At 42.4% G+C, this 16,842-nt stretch carries 10 protein-coding genes and 2 pseudogenes; all 12 read right to left on the reverse strand.

From position 1 onward, the window contains the following. Positions 1-33: 33 nt before the first annotated feature. The 12 genes and pseudogenes from glyS to rnpM all read right to left on the reverse strand — a co-directional run bounded on the left by glyS (position 34) and on the right by rnpM (position 16,836). Complete coding sequence (gene glyS, locus SM123_RS08450) at positions 34-2,070, reverse strand: glycine--tRNA ligase subunit beta (RefSeq protein ID WP_320909426.1); 2,037 nt, start codon at positions 2,068-2,070, stop codon at positions 34-36. Positions 2,071-2,352: 282 nt separating this feature from the next. Beyond that, positions 2,353-3,270 (reverse strand): glycine--tRNA ligase subunit alpha, encoded by a 918-nt coding sequence (gene glyQ / locus SM123_RS08455; RefSeq protein WP_320909427.1) that lies wholly within the window; start codon positions 3,268-3,270, stop codon positions 2,353-2,355. Positions 3,271-3,782: 512 nt separating this feature from the next. Next, a complete protein-coding gene (locus tag SM123_RS08460; RefSeq protein ID WP_320909428.1) occupies positions 3,783-8,201 on the reverse strand; it encodes a S8 family serine peptidase in 4,419 nt (1,472 codons plus the stop codon). Positions 8,202-8,470: 269 nt separating this feature from the next. After that, positions 8,471-9,313, reverse strand: a complete 843-nt coding sequence (locus tag SM123_RS08465; RefSeq protein ID WP_320909429.1) for an aldo/keto reductase — start codon at positions 9,311-9,313, stop codon at positions 8,471-8,473. Next, on the reverse strand, positions 9,310-9,528 hold the full coding sequence (locus tag SM123_RS08470; protein ID WP_049498094.1) for a hypothetical protein: 219 nt from the start codon (positions 9,526-9,528) through the stop codon (positions 9,310-9,312). Before SM123_RS08470 ends, SM123_RS08465 begins: the two co-directional genes overlap by 4 nt. Positions 9,529-9,700: 172 nt before the next feature. Beyond that, on the reverse strand, positions 9,701-10,858 hold the full coding sequence (gene nagA, locus SM123_RS08475; protein WP_042760248.1) for an N-acetylglucosamine-6-phosphate deacetylase: 1,158 nt from the start codon (positions 10,856-10,858) through the stop codon (positions 9,701-9,703). Positions 10,859-11,011: 153 nt separating this feature from the next. Continuing rightward, positions 11,012-12,643 carry a Na/Pi cotransporter family protein gene (locus SM123_RS08480; RefSeq protein WP_037608308.1) on the reverse strand — a complete coding sequence of 544 codons (1,632 nt, stop codon included), beginning with the start codon at positions 12,641-12,643 and terminating at the stop codon, positions 11,012-11,014. Between the two features lie 449 nt (positions 12,644-13,092). Further along, positions 13,093-13,443: a 30S ribosome-binding factor RbfA gene (gene rbfA, locus SM123_RS08485; protein ID WP_003003976.1), complete on the reverse strand. Its 351-nt coding sequence runs from the start codon at positions 13,441-13,443 to the stop codon at positions 13,093-13,095. Between the two features lie 73 nt (positions 13,444-13,516). Then, positions 13,517-16,012: pseudogene (gene infB / locus SM123_RS08490) on the reverse strand (translation initiation factor IF-2); the annotation flags it as partial. Between the two features lie 95 nt (positions 16,013-16,107). Then, positions 16,108-16,231 (reverse strand): annotated as a pseudogene (locus tag SM123_RS10290) (translation initiation factor IF-2 N-terminal domain-containing protein); the annotation flags it as partial. Positions 16,232-16,247: 16 nt separating this feature from the next. Further along, a complete protein-coding gene (locus SM123_RS08495) occupies positions 16,248-16,547 on the reverse strand; it encodes a YlxQ-related RNA-binding protein (RefSeq protein ID WP_003010399.1) in 300 nt (99 codons plus the stop codon). Further along, positions 16,540-16,836: an RNase P modulator RnpM gene (gene rnpM / locus SM123_RS08500; RefSeq protein ID WP_003010401.1), complete on the reverse strand. Its 297-nt coding sequence runs from the start codon at positions 16,834-16,836 to the stop codon at positions 16,540-16,542. The genes SM123_RS08495 and rnpM overlap by 8 nt, the downstream gene beginning before the upstream one ends. Between the last annotated feature and the right edge of the window lie 6 nt (positions 16,837-16,842).

Raw genomic sequence — 16,842 nt, forward strand, 5'->3', positions numbered from 1 at the left:
AATAAAACCTACTTTCTACCTGTCATCAGGTCATTATTTTGTGTTCAATTGATTAAAGGCTGCGACAGCATTAGCTTTCGCTACAAGACCTGCAAGAAGGGCCAGACGGTTGTTTTTAACAGCCTCATCTTCTGCCATCACCATGGTATTGTCAAAGAAAGCATCAATGACCGGGCTAAGAGCAAAGAGTTGAGCCAGTTTGTCGCTAGCTGAACCTGTCAATTCAAGACTTTCTGCTGCTTGAGCCAAGGCTTTTTCTTGATCATTTTCAAAGAGACTCGCATCGACTGCTACTGAAGCATCTGCTTTTTCTGCCAAGTTGAAGGCACGTGAGAGTGATTCAACAGCTGCCTTGTAACCATCCATCTTCGCAGCTTCTGAAAGAGCTTCAGCTGCTTCCAGCATATCAGCCACGACAAAGTTTGAACCAGCAAGAACAGCTTCTTTGATATCTTTTGGTGTGCGTCCCATCATCTTGTCCACACGCGCCTTGATGAAGTTGAGCACTTCTGCTTGATTGTCATAAGAAAGACTATCAAACGACAGACCGTAAAGGCTGTCAATCAACTCATCCATAGGGATATGCCAACCAAAGGCATCCAAGATACGAACAATCCCTTGTGTTGCACGACGAAGTGCATAAGGGTCATTGGAACCTGATGGAATCAAGCCAACTGAGAAGAAGGAAAGAAGGGTATCCAATTTATCTGCAAGGGCAAGAATGGCACCAACCTTAGTCTCTGGAAGGGCTCCGTCTGCTGAATCAGGAAGGTAGTGCTCACGGATAGCTGTCGCAACCGCAGCATCTTCACCAGCAAGGAGGGCGTATTTTTCACCCATGATTCCTTGCAATTCATCGAACTCTCCGACCATACCCGTCAAGAGGTCAAATTTGTAGATTTCAGCTGCACGAGCGACGGCTGCCGTTTCTTCAGCAGTCAAACCAGCTTGCTCAGCTAGTGACGCTGCAATGACACCCGCACGCGCCATGTGTTCTGAAAGAGAACCAATTTTTTCATGGAAGGTCACGTTGGCCAATTTAGCAACGAGGTCTTCAATCTTAAGTTTTTGGTCTTCACGCCAGAAGAATTCACCATCTTCGAGACGCGCCACCAATACTTTTTCATTTCCTCGGATAACATTTTCCAAGTGCTCAGCGTTCCCATTACGAACTGAGATGAAGTTTGGTTTCAGCTTACCATCAAGGTCACGTACAACAAAGTAACGTTGGTGCGTTTCCATTGAGGTCACCAAAACTTCTTCTGGAACATCCAAATATTTAGTGTCAAAACTTCCCATAAAGGCAGTTGGGTATTCGACCAAGTTCAAGACTTCATTCAAAAGTCCTTCTTCGATTTGGACTTGAACACCTTGTTCTGCTTCGATGGCTTTGATTTGCTCACGAATCATGTTTTCACGTTCTTTGCTATCCGCAATCACGTAAACGGTACGAAGGTCTTCTTCATAAGAATCCGCATTGGTAATTTCCACTTCATGTCCAAGGAAACGGTGGCCACGACTCACACGACCTGAATGGATATCCAAGAAATCAAGGTCGAGCGCTTCGTCGCCCAAAAGAACGATCAAGGTGTGAACTGGGCGAATGTATTCAAATGTGTTGTTAGCCCAGTGCATGCTGACAGGGAAGGTCAATGAAGCAAGCACTTCTGGAAGGCCAGCCAAGACTTCTTTGGCAGGTTTACCAGCTTCGTGTTTCGTGACATAAACGTACTCTTCACCTTTGACTTCACGGAATTCGATATCATCAACCGTCAAGCCTTTCCCACGGACGAATCCTTGAGCCGCTTTTGAGAAGTTTCCATCTGCATCCAAGGCGATTTTCTTAGAAGGTCCTTTAAAATCTTCGGTCAAATCAGATTGTTGATCCGCTAAACCAATCACACGGACGGCCAAACGGCGTGGTGTTGAGAAGGTTTGAATGCTTTCGTATGAAAGACGGTTGTCATCCAAGAAGGCTGCCATTTTCTCACCCAGTTGTTTTTCACTTGGTGTGACAACGTAGGCTGGCAACTCTTCAAGTCCAAGTTCTACTAATAAGTTTTTTGTCATGTTTTTTCCTTTACAAAATTCTTCTTTTTGATAGGCACCTTAGGTACCGGGGACGTCGCTAACTAACTTTGTGAGGCTGTAGGGAAATCTTCTGTCTCTTTGACATCGATTTCCAACAGTCTCATCAAAGTGGATTTAGCCAACTGATTTTTGAAACTAACGTTTCAAAAATCCCCATCAAGCAGTACGGCGGTGCCTATCCCTTTAGCAAGTCTCCGACTTGCCTCTGGGTAGCCGTACGGGCTCACTTTGTTTGCCCATTTTCCATTCTTGTAACTCTTTTTATTCTTCCTCTTTTGCTAGGAGTTTGGCGCGTGTGGCTTCGTCGAGAAGTGGGTAACCAAGTTTCTTGCGTTCTGCGACGAAGGTTTTGGCTACGACACGGGCCAAGTTACGGATGCGGGCAATGTAGCCGGCACGTTCTGTAACGGATACAGCTCCACGAGCATCAAGCAAGTTGAAGGTGTGTGAACATTTCAAAACGTAGTCATAGGCAGGGTGAACAAGGCCTAATTCCAAAGCACGCCCTGCTTCTTTTTCAAATTTTTCGAAGTTTTCAAGAAGCATATCTTGGTCAGAAACTTCAAAGCTATATTTTGAGTGTTCATATTCTGGTTGAAGGAAGATTTCTCCGTATTTAACGCCTGGAGCCCACTCAATATCATAAACTGAGTCTACTTCTTGGATGTAAGAAGCCAAACGTTCCAATCCGTAAGTGACCTCAGAAGTTACCGGACCAGTTGCCAATCCACCAACTTGTTGGAAGTAGGTGAACTGAGTGATTTCCATACCGTCCAGCCAAACTTCCCAACCTAGACCAGCTGAACCAGTTGATGGGTTTTCCCAGTTATCTTCAACGAAACGGATATCGTGTTCCAAAGGATTGATCCCCAATTTTTCCAATGATTCAAGGTAGAGCTCTTGGATGTTTGATGGCGATGGTTTCATGACCACTTGGAATTGGTGGTGTTGGTAAAGACGGTTTGGGTTTTCTCCGTAACGACCGTCTGCTGGACGACGTGATGGCTCTACATAAGCCGCATTCCATGGCTCAGGACCAATGGCACGAAGGAAGGTGTAAGGACTCATGGTTCCCGCACCTTTTTCATTATCATAAGCTTGCATGAGCATACAACCCTGGTCATTCCAGTATTGTTGCAAAGTCAAAATAATTTCTTGAAAGGTTAATTTCTTAGACATTAAATACTCCTTGATTTAAATGATTTCTTGCGACACGAGTCTGCCTCGTTGATTACACGAAGCAAGACGAGTTAGTACTGCGTCTAGCTCAGGCACCCTAGTGCTGAGCGTGTGGCAGTCCGACTGTAAGGAGGTCTCTGTCACTAACTCAGTGAAAGGTTAGTTGTTTAGACATTATTTACTCCTTAATTTAATATTAAATCCGTGACCTAGAATACAAAAAGAACCGTGTCCTCGCTCCTAAGTCTGTGACCTAGGGGCGTCAGAAACGCGGTTCCACCCTAATTTATTACTTCATTTTATTTTACTTTACTCAGCTTTTTACTGAGAGAAAGCGCCACTTGCTTACTTTGCTCTACTTGGCTCTCACTATCCCAAGCTCGCTAGAAAAACGCCGTAAGCCCTTCTTTCTTGACTAGTATTATAGCAGATTTTTAGTGACTTGTAAATTAAAATCCGTATGAAACAATCGTTTCATACGGATTTTAGGCTAACAAACAATGTTGTTTTTTTTATGGACGTCTTGCAGCTTTTGGTTTTTTACCATGAAGTTTTTTCTTGGCATTCTTCAAGGCTGTCAAAGCATCTTTCACATCTTGTTGGCTTGCTCCTGGATTTGAAAGGATAGTTTGTGCATCCTTGAAGGCTGCTAGGTAAGCTTCTTTTTCTTCATTTCCAGCATAGATGAATTTTGCATTCTTTTCTTGGAACTTCAATTCTTCCTTGATGTATTTTTCAAGGATTGAAAAATCAGTTGCTTTCCCGTTTAATTTTCCTTCTGCACGGCTAAGCTCTGCAAGTGCTTGATTGATTTGTTCTTGTTTCACAGTTGGATCAACTGCAAGCAAGGCTACTGTTTGGAAAGCACGATCGTAGTCTCGACGTACTTTTTCTTTGGCATTAGCATAACGACCGGTTTTAGTCGTAGCATCGTAAGCCTGCATCGCTTCTTTCAATGCCGCAACGTTTGAATCTTTCCCATCCAAAGCTTGGCTGGCAGCTTCAAGACTAGCTAGAGCTTGGTTGACTTGCTCTTGACTAACCTTGTTGGCCAAGGCTGCTTGGGCCGCTTGCAAGGCTTGATCATAGGCTTCCTTCTTATCCGCACTGGCATTGAAGTATTGCGCTGTCTTTGCAACATCTGCTTGGTTGTTCAAAGCGGCTAAGAGATCCACTTTTGAGATCACTCCAATACGATAATTGTTGTTGCGCCCTGCGACAACTGAGATCACTGGTGCTTCCTCAGCTAGTTCATAGCCTGTAGGAAGAGTTGCAACCAAGGTATATTGACCAGTTGCTACAGATTTACCAAAGCCATTTTTACCATATTTTTCAGCAGGCAAGACAAAGTTTTCACCATCTGCCCCTTTTAATACGATCGTAGCTGCTTTTGAAACCGGTTGATCAAAGCTGATGCTAACTGGTGCATATTCTAAAGTATTGGCAAGGAAAGCGATCGTTTGGAAACTATTATCCTCTGTCAAATCAAATTCTTGTGTCAAGCTGCTGACAAATTTCACTTCTGTACGATCATACGTAAAGATTTCTGCAGTATAATGACCAAAGTTCAAGAAGTTAATATCTTTTGTCTTATCAACTGATACGTATTGGCCATTGCTATCTTTGATTCGGTAAACATACATAGTATCCAAATCTTTGTTCGTTTTAGCGTCACGAACTGCAATTTGAACCCGACCACTATTTTGATCCCGAACTAAATCAGCTAGTGAAACATAATCTACGTTACCCGCAAAGTCTTCTACATAGTAGTAGATATTCTTCTTATCGATGTTTTCAGGAAGATCGAAGCTACCATCTGCATTCGCTTTAATGACATGGTAATTTTCAAGGGCACGTGTCCCGTTCTTACCTTCACTAGTTTGGACCATTGTTCCCTTATCATCGAATGGAGTCACGTAGACGAGTTTTTCAGTTAAGATACCACCTTCGCCAACATCTTTGGCTTTACGTGCTACAAACTGTTGAGCCCCATCTTTGAAACGGATATATCCAGATGTGATCACTGGTTTTTGAGTATCGACTTGCACCTTGAAGGTTGTTGATTGCTCCTCAGCTCCAGGAACCATTGGTGTGTAACGAATGACATAATCATATACACCATCTGCTACTGCTTTCCCATTTGCATCGGTACCATTCCAAGCAGTATTATCTAGTGTGTAGCTGCGTGGGTTCTTTTGATCTCCGTTGAAGAAGTTCTTACGATGGTCAGATGGAGTTCCTTCCCACAATGGATTTTTATGTTCCGTATCACTTGCTGCATAAACTGTTGCACGAAGGTTTTCAATGTTTCTAAGGGCAACTGTCTTGTATTCAACGAGGTCTTTATTCCCATCTTCATTTGGCGAAATAGCGATGCGAACATTTCCATTTTCATCTAATTGAAGAGAATGTGTACCTTCCGCATTTTCTTCAATACCAAGAACTGTAATCCGACGACCATCTCGTTTTCCTTGTGTGAGGAGAAGATCATTTTGAAGGGTAACAAGCGCAGAAACATTGGCACTAGAGGAGATATTCAAATCTTTTGGAACATGATAGTAGAAGCCATCTTTTCCTTCGCGAACCAAATCATAGATTGGTTTTTCAACAGCTGGAAGGTTTTGGAATTCTCCCTTGAATCCCATAAACGGCAAGCTGACCACATCCCCATCATCTGCCGGATCTACAAAGCGAACAAATCCTTCAAGGAAATAGCCATTTGGCATTTCTTTGCTTAATTCTTCTGTGAATTTACTTGTGTCGACTTTCACCGTAACTGTTTCAGAACTATGCGCTTTCACGGTTACTTCAGGCCAAGCAGTTTCTGTTAATTTACGTGGACGAAGGGTAAATTTACCATCTTTCACTTCATCTGTGTCAGTATTCACCAACATTTTCAAGGTACGATCGGTATCTGAAATATTGTGAACCGTCACATCAAAGGTAAAGCTATCTCCAACATTTCCAAGAGTAACGCTTGGATAGTTGTTTTCACCAGTCACATACAAGTCTGTTGAAACGGCTGCAGCTGTGTCTACAACCCCTGCTCCTTGTTGACGTGGAGAAGTATAAACACCGGTTTCTTTATTAACATGTGGTTTAGCCGTAGACATAATCAAGGCTTTGACAGTTTCAGAAACTTGTTCTGGAGTCAATTCTGGGTGGTTCTTCACAAGGTATTCTTTGACCAAAGCTGCCACACCTGCTACATGAGGTGAGGCCATACTAGTACCACTCATATCCCCGTAGGTATTGTCATTTAAAGAAGAGAAGATATTCCCACCAGGTGCTGTGACATCTGGTTTCAACTGACCATCTGTTGTCACTCCCCAGCTTGAGAAATCAGACAATTGGTCTGCTTCTGGAGATGGACGGTTGGCCATGGTATTGTTAAAGACAACTTTGTAAGATCCAGCTTTCAGAGCTTCCCCATAGCGTTTTGAAATGAAGACAGATGGAATTTTCTTAGCATCTCCATCAATTGCCATTCCAAGATTCGATCCTTCTACATTATTGTAAACCAAGGCCCCTACTGCACCATGATGGAGGGCATTCGCAATTTTTTCTGAAAATGGAATTTCTCCACGTTGGATAAGCGCCAATTTACCAGTAAGATCTAGATCTTTGAAATCATCTTCTTTCCCAAGACCAACTGATACATACTCATATTCTTTACCTTTTTCAAAATCAGCGTCTGCAGCAGATTTACTGTAATCAAACTTACCGTTATCCGCTTCCGCATTGCCTTCAAGGCCTTTGACTTCAAACACTTCTGTCGTAATAACATTATTATTGATAGAAGCAACAGAGATGGAGTCCTCTACTGTTGAAGGATTTCCGACCAAACCATAATCTGGATTTTCAGCAGAAGGTCTTGAGTAACCATTTCCAAAGCTATTGCTATTTCCTGCAGAAATTAAGACAGATACGCCTTTAGCGCGCGCCCGTTTAATGGCATCCACAATATCTGAATCCGCATTGACCGTAGAACCAGTCGTAGAACCAAGACTCATGTTGATAGTATCTGCACCAAGAGCTACAGCATCATCAATTGCTTTTACATAAAGAGCAGATCCCGTTGTTTTTTGGCGATCTGAGAAGACACGCATAAACATAACTTGCGCTTCTGGTGCTACACCATAGATCTTTTCTCCGTTTCCTGCTGCTTTATCAGGATTCCCTGTTGCAATCCCTGTAACGTGCATCCCATGAGAATCTCTTTCGGCCTCTTTGATATTGTCGGTACCATCAAAGTAGTCATAGGCATAGACAACCTTGTCGTTGTACCATTTACCATAATCAATTCCTGCTGCTTTCTTAGCAGCTTCTATTTCTCCTTGGTTTTTAAACTTAGCTTTTGAAGGATCGGTAATCCGAAGAACCTCGTGGTTCACATCCAAACCAGAGTCGATGACGGCGACAACCATCCCTTCCCCTTTATAACCTTGCTTCCAGGTTTGGGGAACAGTAATAATTTCGTCACTTTCGATGCTTTGAGGTTTTTCAGCTGCCTCATGGCGATTCGTTGTTTCTGAACTTGTCGCAGTAGCCACTGCTGTTGCTTTTTCTACAGGTTTTTCCGCTACTTCCGGTTTTGTTTCTGGAACAGTAGCTGCCTCTTTCGGAGCTTCTGTTTTTTCAACAAGAGCTGCTTCTGTTGCATTCGTTGTCTTTGCAGCAACTGTTGCTTCTTTTGCAACTTCTACTTTCTCACTAGCAACTGCTGTACTTGCTTCTGTTGCTTGTGAATGCTCTTCTTCAGCAGGTGCCTGTTGAGTAGTGGCTACAAGCTGTGTTCCAGCACTCGTTTGGCTGGCCGCTTGTTCTTCAGCACTCGCTTGTGCAGATCCAAATACCAAAACAGCCCCTAATAAAACTGAGGCTACACCAAATTTGTATTTTCTTAATGAAAAACGTTCTTGTCTATTCATAGAAACTCCCCTTTTATTTTAATAGTAACTATTATAACGCAAAATTATCTGAAAATTCATTCAAAAAACAAATTGTAACACAAATGTAACATTCACGAATGTTACTAACTATTAATTTATTTTCGTTCGGAAAAATGTAAATTAGTATGGGAAGGTATTATAGAACATCTGTTTTTATTAGAGTTTTAAAATTATTTAATCATTGAAAGGATTTTAAAAACCGAGAACGAAACTGTCCTCGGTTTTCATTAATGAATAGATATTCTTTCTTAAAAATCTTTGGTGTCTGGATCTGGTGCACCTGCTTCAACCGGAAGATGGCGAAGGAGTTCCATATCATCTGCCGTCAATTCAAAATCAAAGCAATTTAAATTACTCGCAATCCGCTCAGGTGTAACCGATTTTGGCAGTGGAAGGAAACCTTCTTGCAAACTCCAAGCCAAGGCTAGTTGAGCGACCGTCTTTCCATATTTAGTAGCCATTTCTTTTACTTGTTCATTTTGGAACAATTCTCCTTGGCCAAAAGGTCCCCAAGCCTCTAGTAAAATGCCATGCTTACGACTCGCTGCAATGGCTTCGCTTTGGTAAACCCCAGGTGCTAGACGAATTTGGTTCACAGACGGAATGACCCGAGCTGTTTCAAGGAGGGCTTCCAAATGATGAGGCAGAAAATTGCTAATACCAATAGCTCGAACCTTGCCAGTAGCTAGCATATCTTCCATTGCTCGCCAAACCTCAGCATTTCGTTGTTTCCAAGCATCATTTTCTCGAAGAGGTTTTGGATTTGGCCAATGAATCAAATAAAGGTCCACATAGTCCAAGCCTAGTTTTTCAAGAGACTCTTTCAAAGCAGCTTGAGCATCTTCATAGGTGTGATGAGTATTCCAAAGTTTGGTGGTAATAAACAGGTCTTCGCGCGCAAGACCACTGTCTTTAATGGCCCGACCCACACTCTCTTCATTCTGATAAATCGCAGCTGTATCGATATGGCGATAACCTGCTTTTAAAGCAGCTAAAACAGCTTGATAGGCTTCTTCTCCATCCGCTGCTTTCCATGTACCAAATCCCAATACAGGAATCTCCACCCCATTATTTAAACGATAATGATTCATTTTTTCTTTCCTTTCTTCGATTTTGGTTTCTTAGGCCCTCGAAGCTTGAGCTCTGGCTTAAAAATATTCTTCTTGGTTGGCTCCATCTTCTTGCTATAAAAACTATAGAGTAAAAATGACCCACCAACGATTACAATAAAGATATTTTTTCTTACAATCCCATAGAGCAAGAAAAAAATTCCCATCAATAAAAAACGTATATCAATTGCCTTCATAAGCTACCTCACATTTCAATTCCCATTATAGCATGAAAAGACAGCATTCACAAAATTGCACTACCATCGGTAAACAAAAAGCCACTCAAGACTGTTTAACCCCTTGAATACGTCACAAAAACCTCTCTAGGTATGACCTAGAGAGGGAGTATTCTATCTTCGATTCTTGAATCTAATTGGTAGCTTGGTAACGTTTGACCCCATCGAGATAGGTCGCAACCAGATCCAAATTTTGATCAAGCACGATGAAGTCCGCGTCATATCCTTCTCGAATTTGACCACAAACATCATCAATATGGACTGATTTTGCCGGATTGAGGCTGGCCATCATCACTGCTTCGTGAGGGTTAGCAATCCCCCACTCTACAACATTTTTTAATCCATCTTTCAATTTCAAGATTGAGCCAGCTAGATTACCAGTTGATTTCAAGCGAGCCGTCCCTTCAGCGACCACAACCGGGAATTCCCCAAGCATGTAGTCCCCGTCTTCTAAGCCCCCAGCTGTCATACAGTCCGTAATCAAGGCAACATTTTCTTTTCCTTTTTGTTTCATCAGGATATCACACGCTAGTGGATCCACGTGATGGCCATCACAGATCAACTCTGCTGTAGTATGAGGCAACTCATACATGGCACCAACCATACCGAGTTCACGGTGCGTCAAACCACGCATACCATTGTAGGCATGCACCCAGACACTCGCACCTGCATCAACCGCTTTTTTAGCTTCTTCAAAAGTAGCATTAGAGTGTCCCAGAGCGACAGTCACCCCTTCTCCTGTAATGGTCCGAACAAATTCTTCTACCCCTTCACGCTCGGGAGCAAGGGCAATCTTATTCAACAGACCATTGGCAGCTTTTTGCCAAGCCCGGAATTCTTCCATACTTGGATCCTTCATATAAGATGGGTTTTGAGCTCCCTTGTATTTTTCTGTAAAATAAGGTCCTTCAAAATAAATCCCGCGAATCTTAGCTCCTGTTGCTTCTTTGTATCGTGCACCGATATTTTCAGTTACTGCCAAAAGTTGTTCGTAAGAGGAAGTAAGGGTCGTAGGCAAAAAGCTCGTAACCCCTGTACTCAAGAGCCCTTCACTCATGGTATGGAGAGTGCCTTCGATATTATTATCCATCACATCTACCCCACCAAATCCGTGAATATGGGTATCTACGAGGCCAGGCGCAATGCTGTAACCAGAATAATCCAGCACATCCGCACCTTCTGGTAAGCTTTCCACATGTTTTCCAAACTTGCCATCAACAAGCTCCAAATAGCCTCCGCGGCGAACCCCATGTGGATAATAAAATTGATCTGCTTTAATATATGTAGACATAAAATCGTCCTTTCCATTGTAGGAACTGTGTTCCATTTATATTCATACATATTATAACGCTTTCACTTCCATTTGTAAATGGTCTAGACCTATTTTTGAATAGAATCCAACAAAAAACAGAGTAAGCTTCCTACTTACTCTGTTTGACGTTCCTTAAATTTGCTCGATTTGTACTTTTTCAGCGAGATTCATGGCATGGTCTGCAACACGTGTATAGTGAGAAATGATATCAATAAAGTTTACTCCGGCTTGAGGTGTACATTCGCCTTGGTTCAAACGACGAATATGGGTTTTCCGAAGTCTTTTCTCCAACTTTTCAATTGCCTCGTGACGTGCTACCAATTGGTTTGCAAGACTCACATCATTGTTCTCAACAGCTTTTAAGGCATCCTCTACAAATTGATGGGTTTGGTTGTAAATATCTTCCAATTCAGCCAAGGCCGCTTCTGAAAAGACCACTTTCTTACGAATTAAATAATCGGTCAGATTGATCAAGGCTTCCGCGTGATCTCCAATCCGCTCCAAATCCCGTGAAGAATCCAAGATATTGGTGAGAACTTCACTTTCTCTCGGACTCAAGGCTTCACTTGACAAACGAATCAGGTAGCGAGTCAAATCATCATCAATGGTATTGATGGCTTCTTCTGTCTTATGACCCTTTTCAGCTGTTTTCTCATTTTGATGAACAATATAATCATAAGAAAGATTAAAAGCTTTGTCTGCATATCCACCTAAATGAAGCAACTCTTTTTTCGCATTTCCAAGAGCAATCGAAGGCGCTTGGGTGATCAAGTTTTCATCCAAGTAGAGCGGTTCATATTTGACAACCTCATCCTCACCAGGAATCAGCTTGGTCACAAAGTATGCCAAAGCTCCAATGAATGGGAACTGGATGATGGTATTGGTTATATTAAAGGTTCCGTGAGCAAAGGCTATGGTCATTTCTGGGGATAAATGAAGAGTCGTTTCAAACCATTGAATCAAAGAGGTAAACGGAACAAGGAAGACAAGACAGATAATGGTTCCGATAACATTAAAGGCTACATGGGCACCTGCCACACGTTTGGCCGCAATATTAGCTCCCAAGGAAGCAATGATAGCTGTAATGGTCGTTCCGATATTATCACCAAAGAGAACTGGGAGGGCTCCTTTCAGGTCAATCAAATGACTAGCATAGAGATTTTGCAAGATACCAATGGTTGCAGAAGAGGCCTGAATCAAAAGTGTTAAGCCTGATCCAACAAAGACACCCAAGATAGGACTTTTACTTAACTGCACCATATAGTCACGAAAGACTTGCAAATCTTTAAGAGGTTCCATAGCCCCACTCATCAAGTTGAGGGCAAAGAAGATACCACCGACACCAAAAACGATTCGTCCAACATTATTAACCAAACGATTTTTGGTAAAGAAGAGACAAACCGCTCCGATAAAGAGCATGGGAAGAGCGTAGTCTCCTAATTTAAAACCAATGATAAAGGAGGTAATAGTCGTTCCAATATTGGCCCCCATAACAATACCAATAGCTTGACGGAGGGTTAGAAGTCCTGCACTCACCAGACCGACCGTAATCACTGTAACCCCTGAACTCGACTGAATCAAGGCAGTCATCCCAATCCCTACTAGAACCCCTAGAAAGGGATTACTCGTATATTTATCAATATAGTATCGAAGTCGATCTCCTGCAGCCTGTTGCAAGCCTTCTCCCATGGTTTTAATACTATAGAGAAAGAGCCCCAGGCCTCCCAAAAAGTTAAATACAATTTCCTGCCAGTTAATCGACATGTTCATTCCTCCAAATTTGAGATCAGAAATAAAACTCCTCTCCTATTGTAAAGGATAATTTCCAATCACACAAGAGATTTCTGTAAATTTCTATTATTTTTTGAAACCGTTTTTCCTTCTGTTTTATTTTCCTCGTTTTAAGAGCCAAAAAAAGAGGGTGGAAAATTTCCAACCCGAGACTGTAGACAAACTATTCTTTTTTATAAATCTAATAAATTCTATAAAAAGAAATGTTACTCGTTAGAGTGATTCAATCATCTACTGAAACTTTTCGTCGTGAGAAAAGTACCTGAAACTTAATAGTTTCAGGTACTCGGAATTATTGAGACCTTAGGCTCAATAATTAGTCATGGAACTTCGAAGAAGTTCGCTGACGTCCGTACTCACCTAAGGAAAGTTTCTAAGAAGACTTTGTCTTTCAATCTGGGCGTGGAAAATTTCCAACCTCTCTAGTCTTTGTTCAAATTGCGTAACATCTCATCGATCTTGTTACCGTATTCGATAGACTCGTCTTTGACAAAAGTAAGATCCGGAATCTTGTACAGTTTCAAATTCCGACCTAATTCACGCTTGATGGTTCCTGTTGCTTTTTCAAGGCCTGTCTGAGCCTTTTGATTGTCTGAAGCCAAATCACTCATAATTGAATAATACACTTTGGCCATAGACAAATCACCTAGCATTTGAACATCCGTAATAGTAACGCCTTGAACACGCGGGTCACGGACTTTCTTTTGTAAAATCTCATTGACTTCACGCTTGATTTCCATCCCTACTCGATCTGTCCGAAAATGACTTGCCATAGGAACTCCTTTCTGCTTTGTGTTTAAAAACTAGGAAATCAGAGAAAATTCCTCTTTTTTCCTAGTCAGCCTCTTATTTTTTAATTTCTTCCATGATGTAGGCTTCAATGGTATCGTCTGTCTTGATATCATTGTAGCCTTCAATCATCAATCCACCTTCACGACCATTTGTGATCTCTTTGACATCATCTTTGAAGTGTTTCAAGCTTGCAAGAGCTCCGTCATAGATCACGACACCGTCACGAATGACACGGACTTTGGAATCACGTGTAACCTTACCACTAAGGACCATAAATCCACCAATGGTACCCACTTTAGAGACCTTAAAGGTTTCACGAATAACTGCTTCCCCGATGACTTTCTCTTCGAACTCAGGATCCAACATACCTTTCATGGCATCTTCCATTTCTTCAATCACTTTGTAGATGATTGAGTGAAGACGGATTTCCACCTCGTCAGCTTCAGCTTGTTGACGTGCTTGTGGAGTAGGACGGACGTTAAATCCGATGATGAAGGCATTTGAAGCTTCTGCAAGGGTCACGTCTGATTCGTTGATGGCACCAACTGCTGAGTGAACGATGGTCACTTTCACACCTTCCACTTCAATCTTTTGAAGGGAAGCAGCAAGGGCTTCAACCGAACCTTGTACATCGGCTTTAATGATGACATTAACAGATTTCACTTCCCCAGCCTTCAAGGTATCAAAGAGATTTTCAAGGCTGACGCGGTTGGTTGCTTGACGTTGTTTCATAAGAGCACGTTTGGCACGTTCTTCACCGGCTGCACGCGCAGATTTTTCATCTTCGTAAACCGCGAAGTGGTCCCCCGCCATTGGGGCTTCGTTCAAACCAGTGATAGAAACCGGAGTAGATGGTCCAGCTACTTTCACACGACGGCCAAGGTCATTGGTCATGGCACGGACACGTCCAAAGGTATTTCCGACAACGATTGGGTCTTGGACATTCAAGGTACCTTGTTGAACAAGGAGGGTTGCCACCGCACCTTTTCCTTTATCCAAACGCGCTTCGATAACAGTACCGATGGCACGAACAGTTGGATCTGCCTTGAGTTCTTGGATTTCAGCTACAAGAAGGACAGTTTCCAAGAGTTCATCGATATTTTGGTTGAACTTGGCAGAGATCTCTACAAACTCAGAATCTCCACCCCAGGCAGTTGACATAACTCCATGCTCTGCCAATTCACCGATGACACGCTCTGGATTAGCTCCTGGTTTATCGATCTTGTTGATAGCCACAATGATTGGGACATTGGCAGCTTTTGAGTGGTTGATGGCTTCGATGGTCTGTGGCATCACCCCGTCATCTGCTGCTACAACCAAGATGGTAATATCGGTAACAGATGCACCACGCGCCCGCATAGAAGTAAAGGCCGCGTGTCCAGGTGTATCCAAGAAGGTAATCTTCTTACCATTTTCCACGATTTGGTAGGCACCGATGTGCTGAGTGATTCCTCCCGCTTCACCTGTTGCTACACGGGAATTACGAAGGGTATCCAAAAGGGTAGTTTTACCGTGGTCAACGTGTCCCATGATGGTGACAACTGGTGGACGCTCTACCAATTCATCTGGATTCAAATAACCATCTTCAACGAAGAAGCGTTCGATATCGGCATTGTCCACTTCAACCTTTTTCTTGGCTTCAATTCCATAATCCACCATCAAGAGTTCAATCGTATCTCCATCCAGCGATTGGTTTTGAGTCGCCATGACTCCCATCATAAAGAGCTTCTTAACGATTTCAGCCGGTTCACGCTTGATGCGTTTTGCGATTTCTGCAACCGTCATTCCATCCGTATACTCAAATTCACTTGGTAATTCATGGAATTTACGCTCTGTTACTGGTTTTGGAGCATCATTACGGTTGTTCTTTCCTTTTTTATTTTTCTTATTGTTATTCCAGTTACTATTTCTCTGATTTCTCACTTGATTTTGACTATTTCGATTCCTTTGTTGTTTTCTTGGACCATCTTCTTCACGATCAAAATCATCGCGTTTCTTATCTGGTCGCGCTTGTTTCTTCCGACGTGTATCGACTTGAGCTGGAGCAGCAGCAACAGCTGGTTTTGTATGGTTCTCAACAGCTGGCTCCTGTACAGGTGCTTTAACTTCTGGTGCTTCTACCCGTTTCCGGCGCTGTTGACGTTCTTGTTCTGCTTTTACAGCTTGTTGTTTGTAGCGATCTTCACTTCCACGTGCGTATTCAGCATTTTGTTCAGCTTTCAGTGCCGCTGCACGCGCTTTGAAATCAACTTTTGGTGCCACTTGGGGTTGTGCACTACGTCTTTGATCTGGTCGGTTATTGCGACGCTCAGAACCTTGATTTCGTTGTTCATTTCGCTCTTGTGGTCGTTGATTTCGGTTGTCACCATAACGCTGATTGTCTTTGCGATCGCGTTTTGGACGATTGTCTTGTTGTTTCCTACGTTCAGCCTGCTCTTTTGCACGCGCTTCTCGTTCCGCTTTAAAGTTCCGACTCTTTGGTTTAGCAGCTGGCGTTACTGATTTTGTCTCAGTTGCTCCTTCTTTTTTGACGGGCGCTGCTTCTTTTTTCTCTGCGACAGCCGTTGCCTTGGCAGCCACTTCTGCTACTTTCTTTTCGACTGTTTCTTTTTTCGCTGCAAAGCTCTTGATCAACTTTTCAGCAACATCAGTATCGACACTAGATGCATGACTCTTGACGTCAAAACCTAATTCTTTCGCACGAGTGACGACTTCCTTACTTTCCTTGCCCAATTCTTTGGCAATTTCGTATAATCTTTTCTTAGACAATTGCTGTCCTCCTCTTCTATTCCATAAGAGACCTCATTTTCTTTGAAAATCCAGCATCTACAACAGCGACGACCTTACGGGCACGTCCAATTGCAGTGCTTAATTCTAGTGTTGAAAACACGGTAGATACTTGAACCTCATAATAGTGACCCTTATCTGTCACCTTTTTTGTCAGGTTACTAGCTGCATCATTCGCCAGAAAAACTAATTTTGCTTTTTCTTCCTGGATTGCTTTGATCACGAGTTCTTCTCCAGAAATGAGTTTTCCTGCTCTTTGCGCCAAGCCCAACAAATTACTTATCTTTTGCTTATTCAAGGCCTAACTCTCTTCTCTTCACCTTATGATCTACATAAGCGATCAATTCATCATAGAAAGCTTCTTCCACTTCCATATTAAAGCTACGATTAAAAACTTTCTTTTTCTTAGCAAGTGCCGCTTCTTCATTGTCTAGCTTGATGTAAGCGCCTCGACCATTGGCTTTGCCAGTTGGATCGATAAAGACTTGTCCTTCTTTATTTTTGACAATGCGGAGCAAATCGCGCTTATCAATAATTTCATTTGAAACGACAGATTTTCTTAAAGGGATTTTTCTTGTTTTTACCATTTTCCC

The sequence above is a fragment of the Streptococcus sp. S5 genome, assembly GCF_034134805.1.
In the GTDB taxonomy this organism is placed as follows: Bacteria; Bacillota; Bacilli; order Lactobacillales; family Streptococcaceae; genus Streptococcus; species Streptococcus lingualis.